The organism is Glutamicibacter uratoxydans (assembly GCF_006539925.1).
GTDB classification, from domain to species: Bacteria; Actinomycetota; Actinomycetes; order Actinomycetales; family Micrococcaceae; genus Glutamicibacter; species Glutamicibacter uratoxydans.
The window spans coordinates 30,540-47,407 of sequence record NZ_BJNY01000001.1; the positions used below are offsets into that span (position 1 = coordinate 30,540).

The following is a 16,868-nucleotide window of genomic DNA, read 5'->3' on the forward strand; positions in this document are numbered from 1 at the left end:
AATTGGCTGAGACACGCATCATTGGTGCTGTCGCTGTAAAGGTTCGCCCTGAGGTTGGTGGCTTCAGGCGCAAAACAAAGGCTGGGATTCTTCGCCAGCTTAAAGATGTTGACGCGAAGGTTGAGGTCGACGTTGATGTTGATCTGGACAAGTTTCGACGTCAGCTTGGTCGGCTTGAGGATGAAGCAAAAAATTCCAAGGTTCATATTGGTGTTGAGCTTGACGGGCTGAAAGAAGCTTTCCGAGAGCTTCGTAACGAGGTGGCACGTAACAGTGATGCGACTGTTGAGCTGACTGCGAAGCTGGGCGAGAAGGGCAAGCGTCATGTCCGCAAACAGATCGACGACATTATTGATGACAACAGTGGCAAGGAAATAGACCTTGACGCTGTTGCTCAGACGGCTGGTGCTGCCACTCATTTGAAGTGGTTGACGCGTGACCGGTTCGTCAATGTTTTCGCTCGGGTCAACAAGCGTTCGGTTGCTATCGCTGAGGGCGTCCTACAGTCTCTGGCTGGTTGGGGCGTCCTTTCGTCTGCTGGGCGCGGCGTCGAATCATTGATCACCAACTTTGACACGTTGACCGTGAAGGCTGGCGCGTGGGGGACGGCGCTGGGTGGCCTCACTGACTCGCTGTCGTACATGTTGACGTCGGCGCTGAGCGTGGCCGACGGGCTGGTTGAGCTAATGGGCTTGACTGCTATGGCTCCGGCTCTGATTGCTGCTCTTGGTGCGACTGTTGCGATCAACATTGCTGCTTGGAAGAACTTTGGTGACGCAGTAAACGGTGACGCTGAAGCGTTGGCGAAGCTGCCGCCGAATGCGCAGGCTGCTGCGAAGTCTTTGCAGGGCGCGTGGACTGCTATTCAGAAGCCGGTGCAGAAGCGCTTCTGGGAGGGCATGGGCACTGAGCTTGCTGACCTGGCAAAGGTTATCGTCCCGCAGTTCGCTAAGGGTCTTGCCGATTCGGCTGAAGGCGTTGGCGAGTTTGGTGCAGGTGTCGCTAAGGCGATGAAGACGATTGCCTTGAACGGTGATCTGAAGAAGATGTTCAAGGGTCTTGACGGGTTCTTTGAGAATCTTGCCAAGGGTGCTGAGCCTCTGATTGATGCGCTCAACACTTTGGGTCTGCGTGGCTCCGAGTATCTTCCAAAGTTTGGTACTTGGCTGGCTGATGCTGCCAAGAAGTTCGACAAGTTCATCACTGCTGCCGACGAGGCAGGTGACATCAACCGTTGGATTGAAGACGGCGTTACCGCCTTGCAGGATCTAGGGCGTGTCACCCTTGGCGTCAAAGACATGTTTATGGGCCTTGTTGAGGCCGCTCAGATGGCGACTGGCTATGACGGTCTGACCAAGTTCGCTGACACGCTTCAGCGTATTGGCGGCATGATGCGGTCTGAGCCTTTCCGCTCCCGCATGGCTGAGATTTTCTCCGGCGCTAACGAGGGCGCTACGGCCTTGAATGAGGGCGTGAAGCAACTCGGTCGAACCCTTGGCGAATCGTCTGGGTTCCTGTCTGAGCTGTTGACTGGCCTTGGTGAGCTGGGCGGTAACGTCCTCAAGAACGTGTCGCGTGCTATCGCGCAGGCTGACTTCCAGTCTGGCTTGTTGGATGCCGTGGATGGTTTGAACAAGGGCGTGAAAGACCTTGAACCGACGTTCGAGAATCTTGGCAAGCTGATTGGCTCGCTAGGTTCAATCGCTGGTTCAGTCTTCCAGAATGTTGCGCCATTGTTGAACGACTTGTCGTCGCTTCTGGTGGATGTGGTTCAGAAGATTGGCCCCGGCCTTTCTGGGCTGGCTGGCACTGTTGCTGATGTGCTTGGTGGCGCGCTAAGCGCTGTGACGCCCCTGATTAGTGGTATCGCTACGGGACTTGGTTTCCTGCTGGATAAATTCAACGCTCTTCCTGCTCCTATCAAGAATGTTGCTACTGCTCTTGCCGTGATTGCTTCGTTGAAGTTCACTGGCGTGTTCTCATCTCTGACGTCTGGCGTGACCAGTGCGGTCGACAAGGCGAAAGCGAAGCTTGATCAGCTCCCTAAGGGCGCGTCCAAGGCTACTGCTGGCGTGAAGGCTGCCTTTGGTGGCTTGTCTGGCGCTTTGGGTGGCCCGTGGGGTATCGCTATTGGTGCTCTTGTGGGCGTGATTTCTGCTGTGGGTGCCGAGTCCGCTAAGCAGGCGGCTCATGTGGATGCGCTCGCCGACTCGCTAGATGGGCTGAAGGCTTCTGCTGAGACGGCGAAGATCATTGGCGAGGCGTTCAGTGGTGACAAGTGGAACTTCTCGAAGTCTGCTGGTTCGACCGCTGATGCTGCTAGTCGCCTTGGTGTTTCCCTTGAGGATTTGCAGGACGCTGCGCTGGGCTCTGACGATGCTATGGGTCGAATCAATGACAAGCTGGGTGGTGGTCTTTCGTGGGCTGGCCGGGTTGTCAAGGATGCTCGTGACACTGCTGAGGGCATGAAGAAGATCGACATTGCCGGTCAAGAGGTTGACGCCACGTACGGTGGCACGTCGCCTTTTGCTGGCTGGTTGGCTGGCTTCGCCCAGACTGATAGTGATCGTGTGTTGAACTCGATTGAGGCTCAGCGTGACGCTATGGAGGCAGCGCGCGAGAAGGCTGTACAGCTTGCCGAGATGAAGGGTATCGACGCCTCATGGGCGTTGGAGTACTCGGATGCTGTGGACAAGCTGGGCGATTCTGCGTCGAACAGTCTTGAACGTTTGAAGGCTCTCATGGATGCTTCGCGCATAAAGGCTGGCGTTGAGGTTGACCTTGGCGATTACGAGCAGGCATTCAATGATACGAAGCGGACGATCACTTCGAAACTGAATGAGATTCGTAATGAGCTGAAGGAGTCCGGCAAAGAGCTGGATATCTCGAAGTACCTGAACAAGGACGGCACGGTCGACACGGCTTCGCGGATTGGTTCGGAGATTCGTTCCATGATGAAGTCGTTCAGCACTGACGGCGTTACTGCTGCTGCATTGTTTGCGGATTCTATGAACAGTCCAGCCGAGAAGGTTGAAGACTTCAAGAAGCGCATGGCTACCCTGCGTGAAGAGTTCAACAAGAAGTTCGACCTGGACTTGAACACGGACGAGTTCAACGCGGTACTCAAGGGGCTTGGCATTGACCCTGTGGAGATTGAGACTCAGCTCAATGAGGGCAACCTCAAGGGCGAAGTGAAGTCTGCTGCTGACGGCGCTAAGTCTGAGACGACCGTGACGATCAAGGCGAAGGTTCAAGACGCCCTCGGGGAAATTCGTGTTCTCAAGGGTGAGATGGAGAGGGTTTCCTTCCATCAGTACTTGGCGAGCATTGGTATCGACTCCACACAGTTTGACGCCCAGACGCTTGATGTTCTGGCTCAGTTGATGGGCTTCGATGTTATGAGCGTTGCACCGACCATTGATGCTGACGATGCTGGCTTCGAGTACACGGAGCAGGGTGTTCGTGATGCGCTAAGGATCATTGACGAGACTCGCGCTGAAGCTCAAGTGGATGCTAAGGATGATGCGTCAGGCAAGGTTGATTCCGCGTCTGGCAAGATCAAGTCCTTTGGCGACCTGAGTAGCACCGCGCACGTGAAGGCTAAAGACTCCGCGACTGCTGTCGTAGTTGCCGCTAAGGCTGTCGTGAAGTCGTTCGTTGGTAAAACGGTTACTGTGCTGGCCAAGTTCGTTGAGACGGCTTACACGGCCATTCGCACCAAGATCAACGATATTAAAGCCAAGACGGTTCAGGTTTTGGCGAGGTTTATTGAGAGCGCTTACAGCTCAGTTCGCAGCAAGATCAACGACATTAAAGCCAAGACTGTTCGAATTCTCGGCAACTTCATCGCAAGTGGGTACACCGGCCTGAGAAGTGCCATCTCGAACATCAAGGGCAAGACTGTCACGGTTACGGCGGTCTTCAAATCTATCGGCAAGGCTGTTGGCGCTGCTACTGGCCTATGGGCGAATGGTGGCCTTGTCGGGGCTAACGGCCTGGGCATGTCCGGGCCGGGGTTCAACGCTTTCAAGGCTCCGCGCATCAAGGCGTTCGCTGACGGTGGCGTTGAGTCTCATGTGGCGCAGATTAGCCGCTCGACCGCTTCGACTCCAATCCGTATTTGGGCTGAGCCCGAGACTGGTGGCGAGGCGTACATTCCTTTGTCGCCGTCTAAGCGTCAGCGTTCGTTGGCGATCTGGAAGGAGACTGGCCGTCGGCTTGGTGCTGACTTCTATGAGGATGGCGGCGTGAGTGGTGGCGGGGCCGGCAAGGCTGGGCCTACGTTCAACATCACCAACCATTACCCGGTCGCGGAGAAGACTTCGACGACCGTGAATCGGGCTTTGCAGTACGCGAGCATTCCCGGACTTTCAAACGACTAACACTTTCTAGGAGCGTGCGTGGCGGTTTATCCAACCTATAAGGTTGCCGGGGTTGATATGGATGACCCTTCAGGGCGTTGGGAGCTGGTGGATGGCACTCGGGTGCTCCCCAGTTTTCCGGGACGCAAGGTGGTCAACTGGGATCTACCCGGCATGGTTGGCAATCAGTCTGCTGCGTACGCTCCTGGCGAGTCGGCCACTGTGGCGATCAAGTTACGCATCAACGCTGTTGGTGCTGTAGCGAACACGATCGTGAGCGGTGGCTCATACGAGCGCTTGAAGGCGTTACGCGACAACATTGACTTGTTGTTCTATTCGATTGGGTTGGCGCGTCAAGGCTATGAGGGCTTGGTGGCGATACGCCATTACGCGTCTGGTCTTGATTATCGTCAGGCGAATGGGCGCATGGTGTCGTCGACTGAGCCCGAGTTTGATGCGTTCAGCGACCATGCCTATTTGACGCTCATGTTTGATATCCCTGCCGGCGTGTGGGGTTCGCCGTCCTTTGACGTGACCAAGGCGACCCTGCCGGTGGCTAATAAGGGTTACAAGATCAAGATTCCCACTGGCACTGCGCCATCGGTTGAGAACTGGGTGTCGTTCACTGGCGGCCCTAACGCCCTTGACTCTAAGTGGGGTCAGCGCATGGGCGTTAAGAACCAGGCTGGTGTCGGCTTCAAGCTGGGCGTGCAAGGCAAGTCGGCGGTTGTTCCCGCTGGCAAGTGGGCGATGGTGAACACGTTGCAATGGAAGTACGGCATAGGAACGAACGGCACAGCGTGGGGGACACCTAAACCTTTCACCGGGCTGATCGAACCTGAGGGTCGCCCTACTGGTTCAGCGCTCACGATCCTTCCCGGCACTGAACGCGGTTACGGCTATGTGTGGGCGTGGGCTCCAACAGCGAACGCCCAGATCATTATTCGTTCTCGAAAGATGTGGTACTAAATGGCGCTTGGCGTCTTGCAGGACTATGACATTGGCCTTGTGGCATACGATGCCGCTGGTGGCCCCATTGGCTGGCTACCGCATCCTCAGAGCTTGCAGGTAGCCTTCCCGCTTTCTGACATGCCGTCGCTGGTGTTCGAGTACCACAAGGATTCTCCGGGCGCTCAGTGGCTTGTGACGAAGACTCGTGGCATTGAGATTGGCGTGAAGATTTGGATCAAATCTAAAGACCAGTGGATCGAGCCGCCTAATGGTCGCTTCTTGCTTTTGCAGTGGGAAGACGACGTGACGGATGCAGGCAACATTATCCGCTTCACCTGCCCTGGCATAGCGTGGCTGCTGTCGAAGCAGGTCATCATGAAGGGCAAGCGGGATGATGCGCTGAATCATGCTGAAGAAGCAGCAAAGGACGCGTATGAATCTCTGAAGAATACGCACCGTACCCGGCAGTCGAATATGAACTCGGTCATGTCGAACGTGAAATCGGCCATGAGGTATAAGGGCGGCACGTACGTGCTCCCTTACTTCCCTAAGACGGTGAAGTCTGGTGGGAAGAATGTGAAGCCGAAGAACAAGTCGATTCTCTACCATGTGAACCGTCAAAAGTTCTACTGGTACAAGTCGTCTACTTCAAAGTGGTATCGCATCTCAAAGAATGAAGCGAACAACTACCTCGGCTCTGCGCGTACCGCATACTTGGCCATGCAAACCGCTGAGGCGAATATGATCCAAGCGAAGCTGAAGATGGATCGTGCGATCTTCAACGCGCGCGAAGCCACTAAGGGCGGTAAGCGCCCCATGCTTAAGACCACTGCTGGCTGGGCTATGAAGCGCCACTGGGACGAAGCTAAGGCTCGTGGCGGTGAACGCCTCAAAGGCTTGTACCGTGGCTTCAACGGCACGTACAGCACTGGCCGCGATGGCGTGATGGGCAAGAAGAAGTGGGGCACCACGTTCGACATTGACTTGACCATCGGCATGAGCCTACTGGATTTGCTTCAACAGCTCACCGAGATGGGCGTGTGCGAGTGGCAGTTTCGAGGACGCAAGCTGGACTTGATGAAGCCGGGTGTCTACAACCACGACTCGTCTAGCCGTGTGGGCTTGCACCTTGGCAAGGACTTGACTGAAGCGCCTGACAAGGCGACCCGCTTCGACTACGCCGACTACCTTGTGGTTCGTGGCGAAGACAACCTGTCTTTTGGCATGCGCCCTAGCAATCCTGATCGCAGGACTGGGTGGGGGACCTGGGAGAAGTCGGTGTCCGCGTCTGGCGCAAAGAAGGTTGCCGACGCTAAAAAGATTGTTCTGCGTGAAGCGAAGGATTCTTTACGTGCAATCCGGTTGGAGTCGACTCGTGGTCTGATGGTTCGTCAGGATGGCCCACGCCCAATGTACGACTACCTTCCCGGCCATTACATTCGCGTATACGGCACGGACGGGGCCATGCAGAAGGTTCGCGTCATGCAGGTGACGTTGACCCGTGAGCAGGGCGGTCACGTCTCCGGCAACCTCGTACTGGGCGACCGGTTCTTGAAGGCCGCGTTGGACTTCCGTAAAAGCATGTCGACGACTGTTGGCGGGTACGAGAAGACCATTGGCGGCGGCACTGTTCCCGCGTTGCCTGCACCGACTCCTGGTGTTCCTGAGCGCGCCAAGTGGGCTCCACCATCGTTGAGTATCAGCGCTCGTGTCGGCATCAACGAGGCAAACGGCAGGTCTGAAACGATCCTATCGCTGGGCTGGACGCCACCGGGCGAGGACGTCTTTGAACCAATGGCTCCTGATGATGAGCCGGGGGACGAGACAGACCCGGACGAAAACAACCCCGAATATTAGGGGCAAACAACTTAATCGAATCTCAAGCAACCACCACGACGGGGGTTGCTTTTCTGTTTAAAGAGGGGCGTCACTTTGGCGATTGATCTGTTACCTGATGAAGAGTCCACGTACGTCCCAGACCCGAACGAAGAGATGGGAGGTGAAGTAGATGGTGCAGTTGACGAAGAAAGCAAACCTGATTCGTCGCCAGACATTGCGCTCCCTGATGAAGGGGTCGTTGACGAAGTTCCTGTTGAAGGTGAACCGGAAGAACTAGAAGGACTGCAACCGACTGACTCGTCCATTGAGGATAGTCAGTCGGTTGACCCTCTGTTCGCGGAAGACAACCCAAACTATATTCCGCTTGAGCAGGACGAAGCGACCGCTGAGGTCGACGACGATGAAGGCGACGTTTACAGTGCGTCCACTGGCGCACCAACCGACGACGCTTGGGACGCGGTGGAGGATGGTGACGCTGTTGTCGCCCCGGCAGCGTTTGCGCTCGCCGTCGCTGAGGACGTTACTGACGACACTCTCGATCCTGGGTCTTTGACTGAAGCTGACTTTGCTCTTGACGACGTGTCTTCGGATGAGCTTATTGACCCCGACCTTGTGGTTCCTGTCCAGTACGAGATTCAGGGTAAGCCTCCGCAGGGGGAGTGGACGACTCTTGCAACTTGTCCAGCTTCGCAGGTTGATGCTGAGGTGGCTGGTCTGCCGACAGAGCAGGCGTGGTTGTTCCGTGTGCGTGCACTGTTTTCGAACGGTGAGGTGACTGAGTGGTCTGCTGAGACTTCGGTTGATCTGCCTCGGGACATGCTTGCTCCACCAACCCCGTCGACCCCTACGGCTTCCGCGAAGCGTGGCGTGTACACGATCAAGTGGGATGGTCTGGGTGTTGGCGGCGTGGCTCAGCCGTCTGATTACAAGTTCTCGATCATTTGGGTTTCGACGTCCGGCAATGCTGGTACGTGGAATGCGATTGGCACGGTGAATGATGCGTGCGAGTTCATGTGGTCTGGTGGCGAGTACTACACAAACATGTACTTCTCGTTGTCCTCGTTGGATCGCGCGGGTAACTCGTCGGCAAGGTCTGCTGCTGCTGTTGCGATGATGAAGCCTCTGGTTGAAGAGCCGGATATTCAGGCTGAGTTGGATCGTATTGATGCCGAGTATGGTGGTGTGATCACTGAGGCTGGTCAGCTTGGTACACGGTTGACTGAAGCTGAGGCTGAGCTTGAGGCAGCTAAGGACAGCATTGACAATTTGGTGACTGTTGAGTTGCCGGGGTTGGATCAGCGTCTTGCGGATGCTTCTGCGAAGGTCAACACGATTGAGACGGTGACGATCCCTGACGTCCGCTCATTGGCTGCTAGCGCCCTGTCTGAGGCTCAATCGTTAGGCCCGCGACTGTCTCAGGCCGAGTCGGATTTGGCAGCTTCTAAGGGCCGCCTGGACACTGCTGAAGGCTCCATCCGTGACCTGAATGACGTGAAACTCCCGGCCCTCGCAAACGATCTGAGCACCGCCAAGTCAGACCTAGGGACTTTGAAGAACACCACCCTCCCTGCCATGCAGGCTGAAGTGGATCAGGCCCAGTCCGACCTTACAACTGCTTTCGGTCAGATCAGCGCAGCGGACGGTAAGGCTTCGTCGGCTGTTACTGCTGCTGCGACCGCACAGTCCAAGGCTGATCAGGCGTTCACTGACGCTGCTACCGCTGCTGGCATTGCCAATGGCAAAGGCAAGGTTCTAGTCCAGTCGACGGCTCCCGGCGCTGCTGATCGCAACGCACAGACCCTGTGGATTGATACGACCGGCGGGGCGAACACTCCGAAGCGTTGGACTAGTGGCACAACTTGGCAGGCTGTCACTGACAAGACGGCTACGGACGCTGCTGCTGCTGCGGTTGCTGCCGACACTAAGGCTCAGCAAGCTTTGACCGCTGCGGGCTCCGCGCAGTCGACGGCTGATGGTGCAATGACCATGGCCGGTAGCAAGTCGAAGGTTTTCTATTCGACCTCTGCGCCGTCTGGCACTGGCACTGCTGTTGGCGATTTGTGGCGTCGGCAGGATGCGTCAAAGAACATCATTGGTGAATGGTATTGGACTGGTACTGCTTGGCAGGCCACCCAGATCACTACCGACGTCATCTCGAATCTTGATGTTGGAAAGCTTACTGCTGGTTCGGCGATTATCAACACGGCTGTGATCAATAAGATTTCCGCTCAGGCGGCAACGATCATCGAGTTGAACGCTGATCGAATTGTGGCTGGAACGATTTCGGCAGACCGGCTAAACGTCAACGACCTTTCGGCCCGCATCGCAACGGTAATTCAGTTGAACGCTGACAAGATTGTTGCCGGCACGATTGCTACCGCACGCTTGGACGTGAACGACATTGCCGCTAAGACGGCAGCATTCCAGCGCGTCGACGTGAAGAATCTTTTCGCCACCAACGCGACTATGGACTCTGCTGTGATCGACAAGCTGTGGACGGACGTTGTTCACTCCCGGCGCATCACCGCAGAAATGCTGGCTATCGGTTCCTCTGACAACTTCATCGTTGACAGCGAGTTCCTTGACCCTATCTTGAATGCTCAGCGTGTTAGCGCTGGCACGAATGTGTCTGGCCCGTTCACTTCGTCGGTGGATGGTCGCAGGTATTTCCAGCTTGCCGCTTCGGACACGATTGGCCGTCTGCGTTTGTTCGCTGAAGCGTCTGACCGTTCCATGATTGTCATTCCTGGCATGACGTATCGGATGCGCTACCAGGCGTCGACGAACGTGAGCGCCACTGAGCGTGCATCGACTCGCGTCTACATGGCGTGCACGAACGCTGCTGGCACTGTCACGAACATCCTGGTTCCAGATTCTACATTCACGGTCGGCACTCAGTGGACTTGGTGCGAATCGACGTTCACTGTTCCGAACGACATTATCGGCGTCTCTCCGTACATTCAGCGTCTTGCTGGCGGCACTGCCATCTTGAATGTGAAGGCTCCTGAGCTGACACGCATGTATGGTGGCGAGCTGATTGTTGACGGTTCGATCACTGGCAATGAGATTGCTGCGAACACTATTGGCGCGGACAAGATCAAGGTCAATGAGTTGTCGGCGTCCGTGGCGAACGTGATCGAGCTGAACGCTGATCGCATCACTACTGGCACGGTGAACACTGATCGTCTCAACACTAATGAGATTGCTGCTAAGAATGCGACGATCCAGAAGGTTCAGGTCGAGAACCTGACTGCGACTGGTACTGGAACGTTCAGTAACGCGGTGATTGACAAGCTGTGGGCTGACGTCTTGCACGCGAAGAAGATCACCGCAGACATGGTGGCAGTTGGCAGTTTCGACAACATGGTGGCTGACCAGAACTTTGAGGATGCGACGATCAATGCTGCTCGCATTGCCATTAGTACCAACGCTCGTGGCCCGTACACTAGCGCGTACAACGGCTTCAAGTACTTTATCGTTGATCCGTCGACGGCCACCGGCCGTCTGCGTTTGGTGGCTTCGGCTGAGAACGCCCGCCTGCCGGTGGTGTCTGGCGCGAAGTACCGAGTCCGCTACCTGACCAGCTCGTCGAGCGCTGGCGACGCGAACACTTATGCACTCGCGTCGGTGCTGCTGTCGGATGGCACCGTCCAGAATATCTTCGATGACAGGGGTGCGTCGGGTTCGTCCATTGTGTCGACGTCGGCTTGGTCTTGGTATGACGGTGTGATCACCATGCCGGCGAATGCTAAGTCGGCTTACATTTACATTGTGCGCTCAGCCGATGGTGCGACTGCTGGTGGCGCACTGTATGTCCAGCAGCCAATCGTGACCCGCATGAGCGGTGGCGAGCTGATCGTTGATGGGGCTGTCACCGCCGATAAGATTGCTGCGAAGGCTGTTGAGGCGGGCAAGATTGCTGCTAACGCTGTCACGGCTGACACGATTGCTGCCGGCGCTATTACGGCTGTCAAGCTGGACGCTGACGCTATCACTGGTAAGACGATTACTGGTGGTGCCATCAATGGCGCGACGATTACTGGTGGTACGTTCCGCACTGAGGCAAGTAGTAGCACTGGTGTGAACATCACGTCGGCTAATGGATTCCAGTCCATGACAAGCGCGGGTGTTTCTACGCAGATCAACAACGGCGAAGTGATCATGAGGAACACTCCCGAGAACTACTCGGTGCGCGTTGGTGTTGGTAGTAGCGATTCGCCGTCCAACATTCAGTTCCAAGTGCCAGGCGCATCCGGCGCAAACAATGGTTATATTGGGCCGTCAAAGTCGCTGGCCACCCTACTTCCGAGTGGTGGTTATGACGGAACAATGATGGTCGCCGCGCCGTCCGTTGGTAGTGCTAAGCGCGCTGGGCTTGGCCTTGCTAGTCGCCCCAATGGTGCGTTCGCGTACGTCTACGCGTCGCAGGTCAACTTCAATCCGTCTACCACCGAATCGTCGGGTGACGTGCTGTTCAACGGCAGCAATGGGATGAATTTCAGGGCTGACAGTTTCGAGCTGTCCAACGGCCCTTTGAAGCCTGTTAAAACGGACTTCAGCATCAACACTGATGGTTCGGGCGGTTACCTGCGCTCGTTGCACACTTACAACCGAACCTATTCGTCTCAGCCAACCATGTGCATCACCGACCTTGGCACGATGGGTAGGCTCACCTCAGCGCTCAAGTACAAGCAGGACGTTGAAACCGTCGACACCGCCTCGTACGAGGATGCCCTTCTGGGTATCGAACATAAGTCGTGGGTTGATAAGGCTGAGGCGCAAAGCTATCAGGACTACCTTGCATGGCAGGCTGAGCGCCCGCTTCAGCCTTTACCGCAGGACATGGCTGAGACTCCGACTAAGGAGCCTAAGCGCCATTACGGCGCTATTGCTGACGAGTTTGAAGAAGCTGGTCTGAGCCAGTTCGTCTACTACGACGCTAATGGCGAAGTGGATGGTCTGGCCTATGACCGTGTTGGTGTTGCGTTGCTACCGATTGTGCGTAAACAGCGTGACAAGATTGCGTCGCTTGAGGCGAAGCTCGAAGCTCTCATGGCTCGTGTTGACGCTCTTGAGGCGGCCTAAACAAACCGGAAGGTTGAAAAGGTTGGAAGAAGATTTCAACTGGGAACAGCTCGCATGGACGTCGCCAATTATTGTGGCAGTCATGACCGGGCTATTCCTTCTTTTGAAGGCGTTCGCTGACAAGCGCGTCGACCCCCTTGACCGCATGGAGAAGGTGCTGAACACGTATGAGTCCTCGTTGGAGGATGCGTTGGCTAGCCTTGGCCGTTCGCGTGAGCGTGAGAAGAAAGCGTTCAAGGGGTACTTGGAGCATCGGGACTGGGGGCTGGCGTGGGAGGACTATGAGGCTTCTGGCTTTGCTGATCCACCGGGTCGGCCTAAGCGTCCTGAGAGTGTGGAGCTAAATACTGGGCCTGTGGAGGTCGTCTAGACTCCACGCTCTTACTGGCGCGCACACGGTCGCAAATGGCTGTGTGCGCGCCGTAAACAATCATTACTGCCCTGACATTGTTGGGGCTTTTCTTATGCCCTCAGATGGGCTTACAACGATTCTTGGGGGTTGCTGGTGAGCGTTGAGAACACGCTACAGACTGGACTTGTGACAGGCCGTTTCGGTGTCGGGGTCGCTGACGGGCCTGACGTGGGAGATGACCCTGACGTCATTCCGGCGCAGGGGCGCATCATCTTCACCCAAACTATTGGGCATCAACCGAACGCTAACGCCTCACCGCCGGTCACTGTCCTGCGCGTACCTATCACTGGCATCCTTGATGATGAGGGGTACTTGTGCACGCCTGACCCGTCCGATCCGTTGAAAGCTGGCCAGCGTGGAATGCGACTGTTCGCCACTGACGACCCTAACGGTGGTGTGACGAACTGGACGTATAAGGTTTCGTATGCGTTCAAGCCGACTAACTATGGCCAGCCAGCACTCAACGAGCATGATATGTTCCTGCCTGCGGGGAGTACGCAGGACTTGACGAAGGTTGCGCCCGTGCCATCCTCGCCGGGTTACGGGCTCCCACAAGCTGAAGCGGCAGCTAATCGCGCTGAAGCATCCGCTCAGGCGTCAGCAGAGTCCTCGGCCCAGTCGGCGCAGTCTGCCGCTGACGCTGAAGCGCTTGCCCAGTCCGTCCGTGATGACGCGGCCGCCGGAGCGTTCGATGGGCTGTCGGCCTACCAAATTTGGCTGCGGCTGGGGAATACGGGCACCGAGGCGGACTTCATCACTTGGCTCAAGGGAGCGAAGGGTGACCCTGGTGGGTGGACTACGGGAACTGCTCTTGGTAGTACACACCTGGACACCGTCATCGCGCCAGGTCTGTACTACCAAAACACGTCAGCCAACATCACCCCAGCTAACGGGTATCCACCGATTGCCGCAGCACAGGTAACTGCTTCTGGTGCACGGTGCGAGATTGAGGTGGCGAACTGGGGCGGTTCCTCCTCGGTGATGCAGACAATGAAGATCCTCGGCCGGTCGATCACCGGGCAGATTCCGAAGATGATTCTTATTCGACATCGAGAAGGAACAACTTTTACTCAGTGGGAGCAATTTAGCTCAACGAGGTTCAATAACGCTGTCGGCTGGGCCGCATACCAATATGACGCATTCGCTGGCGCTGAGCGTCTTATTGCTGGCTCAACTGGTGATATCAGCCTTGCCGGGCTTTTGCTTCCGGGGGTAACTGCCACGACGATTACCGTCAGCCGACAGAGTGACCTGGTAACGCTGAGTGTTCGGGGGCTCACCGTTGCCACTTCAGGATCGCAGAACATCTTCACCTCGTTCCCGGTCGGGTTTCGCCCGGCGGCCACGCAGGAGCTACGTGTGCCAGTCGGAGTTGGGGCTGGACCGATTGTGCGATTGATTCAGGTGAATGGCCCGAACACGTGGTATTCAGGAGCGAACACAGCCGATTTGCTGAGCTTCCAAGTGACGTATCGAACCAATGATGCATGGCCGTCTGCCACCCCCCCCCCAATAGCCTGACCTTCCGTACCGGTTGGACAGGCGAGGCTACGGTGACGAAGCTCAGCGATAACTTCGTGATCCTTGAAATTACTGCACTCGATACGACTGGCGGTGACGCGGGCGGTTCTCCATTTGCTGTACCGGTGGGATGGCGGCCGCAGGCCAATGCTCCGATCACCTACGAGTGGACAGACGGAACGAGCGAGAGCAGGACTATTTCGGCATCGACGGGGCAGACGTACCCAGCCATTGGCAAGGTGCTGAAAACGCCGATACGCATCATGTATCAATCAACGCCTTAATTATTCGCATAGCCCTTGACCATCTGGTCGGGGCTTTTCTTATGCCCGAAAGGGGTTCAAATGCAAATGTCTTTTCATCTAGCAAAGTCTCTTGACGACCTGCGCTCTGAAACCAACACCAAATGGCCTGCGCGCGACAAGGGTTCTGACGGCTGGGTCGGGGATACTTCCCATGTGTAGGGCATAGAAAAAGCCGAGCGTCACGGGGATTTAGTGACGCTCGGCGGGATGGTTAGTGGCGAGTCTGAGCTTTGCGCTCCCGGTTGCGCTTGCGAATGCATGACCTGCACTCTCGGCTTCGTGAACCGTTAGGCCTCACTCGAACGTAAGTGTTGTCTTCACTGTATTCGTGACCAGCGGGGCAATGGCTTTCAGTGCCATGTCGGGTTCCGGTGCGCCGCTTGGCTTGCCAGTCAGACAAGCATTTGGCGCATGTGAACGAGTTGGCCCCGTTTCGCACCTTGCCAACAATTGCGAACAAGTGGCCATTCCGACATTCGATAGTTCTGTCGCGTTTTGCTGGCGGTTCTGGCTTTGACGGAATCTCCGGCAGTGGTCGAATCGTTCGGTCGCATTCAAGCGGATGCCCCAGGTCGCGCCTACGTCTATTCTCAGCAACCGTCACGGCCTCTAAGTGATCAGGTCGGACGCAACTTCGAACCTTGCATAGGTGGTCAACCTCCCAGCCGGAGGGAATTTCGTTACCGCATGATGCGTACGCCCAGCGGTGCGAGGTGGTTTGAGTCCATCTACCTTCACTGGTCTTGATGGCGAACTGCCCGTAGCCGTTGCCACGCTTGCCGCCCACCCATATCCAGCATCCGTTCGGGCCTTGCTCTACGCGAGTCCAGAAGCGGCGTTTCTCGTCGTCTCCAAAAGAAAACATTAGGTTAATCATACCACGAAAGGTGGGATTCATTGTGCCCAACTGGTACACTGCCCCCTCGCTAGTCGATCTTCGCAACGAAACAAACGCTAAATGGCCAAACAGGGACAAGGCATCCGATGGTTCCGTGGGCGATGTATCCCATGCCGCCAGGGTGTCTGACCACAACCCCGATTGGAAGTCCGGTGGTGTGGTTCGCGCGATTGACGTCGACAAGGACGGCATCAACGTTGACACTTTCCTGAACGCGGTCATCTATGACCCGCGCGTTTCGTATGTGATTTGGAATCGTCGCATCTGGGGTGGCACTCGATGGCGCCCCTATGAGGGTGCTAACGCCCACACCAAGCACATTCACGTGTCCATCAAGCACACTGATGCTGCTGAGCGTGGAGGCTCGTGGGGGCTGGGCAAGGTCGCACCGTCTGGCAAGCCTTCTGACGCCAAGGTGAAGCCAGTCAAAGATCAGTCGCCTTCCAACACCCCGAACGGCTCCACCGTCTTCCCGACCGACTACGTGGACTTGAAGATCAATGGCAACTTCAAGGCGTGGGAGCAGGGTGCAATCCAGATTCTCATGCACCAGTTGGGCTACCGCGAGAACAAGCAGTGGGACGGCAAGATCGGCCGTCTCGGCTACACCGACCTCATGAACTGGTTGCAGGACGTCGGCTACTACAAGCAGACCCCAAAGGGCTTGAAGCTCTACGTGGACGGCAAGCCTGGCTACTGGTTCTGGTACGAGTTCCAGCGCTACCTCAAGGATCGCAAGCACTACAAGGGCATCTTGGACGGCAAGCCAGACGTCATGACTTACGAAGCGATTCAGCGCTGGTTGAACGCTAACAACGGACAGTAGGAGGAAACAGTATGGAGAAGTTCATCAAGAGCGAGAAGGGTCGCAAGTACCTTTACCGCGTCATCTTGGCAGGCATCGCACTTGCGGCAGCGTACGGCTGGATCGACGGCGAAACCACCCAGTTGTGGATTGCCCTCGCGGGCGCAGGGCTTGGCCTTGTGGTTGCTGAAGGTAACGTAACCAATGCTGGCGCTGAGCATGGCGCGCATGTAGCCGAATAGTACTTAAACACGAAAAGACCCCCTCGGTCGCAAAGACATTTACGTCAATGCGACCGAGGGGGTCTTTTCTACATTAAAGGGTGTTTACTTCTTGTCGCTGAACTGGGCTTCAATCATGTCAGCAAACGCCTCAGTAAACTCTTCAAACTTCTTACGACGATTCGCACGCTTCTGCTTCAAGTGAGCCGTGTACAAGTCGTTCACGAACTTGCGCTTGCCAACAGTCGGCAGCATGGTCACAATCGTGAAAGCCCAGAAGCAGATGCCAACCGCAAAGTACACCGAGTACCCTACGCCAGCGAACCAACCGAACCATCCAGCAACAATGAAGGCGAACCACGCCCCACCAGCAATGATGAGTGCCTGCACCGCAAGGAATCCTGCGATGGCCAGCAATGCCAGGACGGTTACTGCAAGGATGGTGAGGGTCGTCTTGAGAATCTTCAAGG

At 56.2% G+C, this 16,868-nt stretch carries 11 protein-coding genes; 9 read left to right on the forward strand and 2 right to left on the reverse strand.

Translation table 11 applies throughout. The annotated features are described in order from the left end of the window. Nucleotides 1-2 precede the first annotated feature (2 nt). The 7 genes from AUR04nite_RS00280 (at nt 3) to AUR04nite_RS00310 (ending at nt 14,453) form a co-directional block, all read left to right on the forward strand. Nucleotides 3-4,382, forward strand: coding sequence for a hypothetical protein (locus AUR04nite_RS00280; RefSeq protein ID WP_141360775.1), 4,380 nt, complete (start codon nt 3-5; stop codon nt 4,380-4,382). A gap of 18 nt (nt 4,383-4,400) precedes the next feature. After that, nucleotides 4,401-5,330 (forward strand): hypothetical protein, encoded by a 930-nt coding sequence (locus AUR04nite_RS00285; protein WP_141360777.1) that lies wholly within the window; start codon nt 4,401-4,403, stop codon nt 5,328-5,330. After that, entirely contained in the window at nt 5,331-7,169 is a 1,839-nt protein-coding gene (locus tag AUR04nite_RS00290) for a hypothetical protein (protein WP_141360779.1), read from the forward strand. A 75-nt stretch (nt 7,170-7,244) separates the two neighbouring features. Next, entirely contained in the window at nt 7,245-12,236 is a 4,992-nt protein-coding gene (locus AUR04nite_RS00295) for a hypothetical protein (protein ID WP_141360781.1), read from the forward strand. A 22-nt stretch (nt 12,237-12,258) separates the two neighbouring features. Continuing rightward, the gene (locus tag AUR04nite_RS00300; RefSeq protein WP_141360783.1) at nt 12,259-12,606 is read left to right on the forward strand and encodes a hypothetical protein; all 348 of its coding nucleotides are present in this window, start codon (nt 12,259-12,261) and stop codon (nt 12,604-12,606) included. Between the two features lie 135 nt (nt 12,607-12,741). Then, entirely contained in the window at nt 12,742-14,169 is a 1,428-nt protein-coding gene (locus tag AUR04nite_RS18020; RefSeq protein ID WP_218024606.1) for a pyocin knob domain-containing protein, read from the forward strand. A gap of 32 nt (nt 14,170-14,201) precedes the next feature. Then, nucleotides 14,202-14,453, forward strand: coding sequence for a hypothetical protein (locus AUR04nite_RS00310; protein ID WP_141360785.1), 252 nt, complete (start codon nt 14,202-14,204; stop codon nt 14,451-14,453). 232 nt (nt 14,454-14,685) lie between these two features. Here the strand turns inward: AUR04nite_RS00310 and AUR04nite_RS18495 are convergent, their stop codons facing one another. Beyond that, a complete protein-coding gene (locus AUR04nite_RS18495; protein WP_407646631.1) occupies nt 14,686-15,564 on the reverse strand; it encodes an HNH endonuclease signature motif containing protein in 879 nt (292 codons plus the stop codon). On the opposite strand from AUR04nite_RS18495, the gene AUR04nite_RS00320 reads away from it, so the two are divergent. Next, the gene (locus tag AUR04nite_RS00320; protein WP_141360789.1) at nt 15,467-16,198 is read left to right on the forward strand and encodes a hypothetical protein; all 732 of its coding nucleotides are present in this window, start codon (nt 15,467-15,469) and stop codon (nt 16,196-16,198) included. The genes AUR04nite_RS18495 and AUR04nite_RS00320 overlap by 98 nt on opposite strands. Before the next feature lie 11 nt (nt 16,199-16,209). Further along, on the forward strand, nt 16,210-16,419 hold the full coding sequence (locus AUR04nite_RS00325; RefSeq protein WP_141360791.1) for a hypothetical protein: 210 nt from the start codon (nt 16,210-16,212) through the stop codon (nt 16,417-16,419). Nucleotides 16,420-16,503: 84 nt separating this feature from the next. Here the strand turns inward: AUR04nite_RS00325 and AUR04nite_RS00330 are convergent, their stop codons facing one another. Continuing rightward, a complete protein-coding gene (locus AUR04nite_RS00330) occupies nt 16,504-16,866 on the reverse strand; it encodes a Na+/H+ antiporter NhaA (RefSeq protein WP_141360793.1) in 363 nt (120 codons plus the stop codon). Nucleotides 16,867-16,868 lie beyond the last annotated feature (2 nt).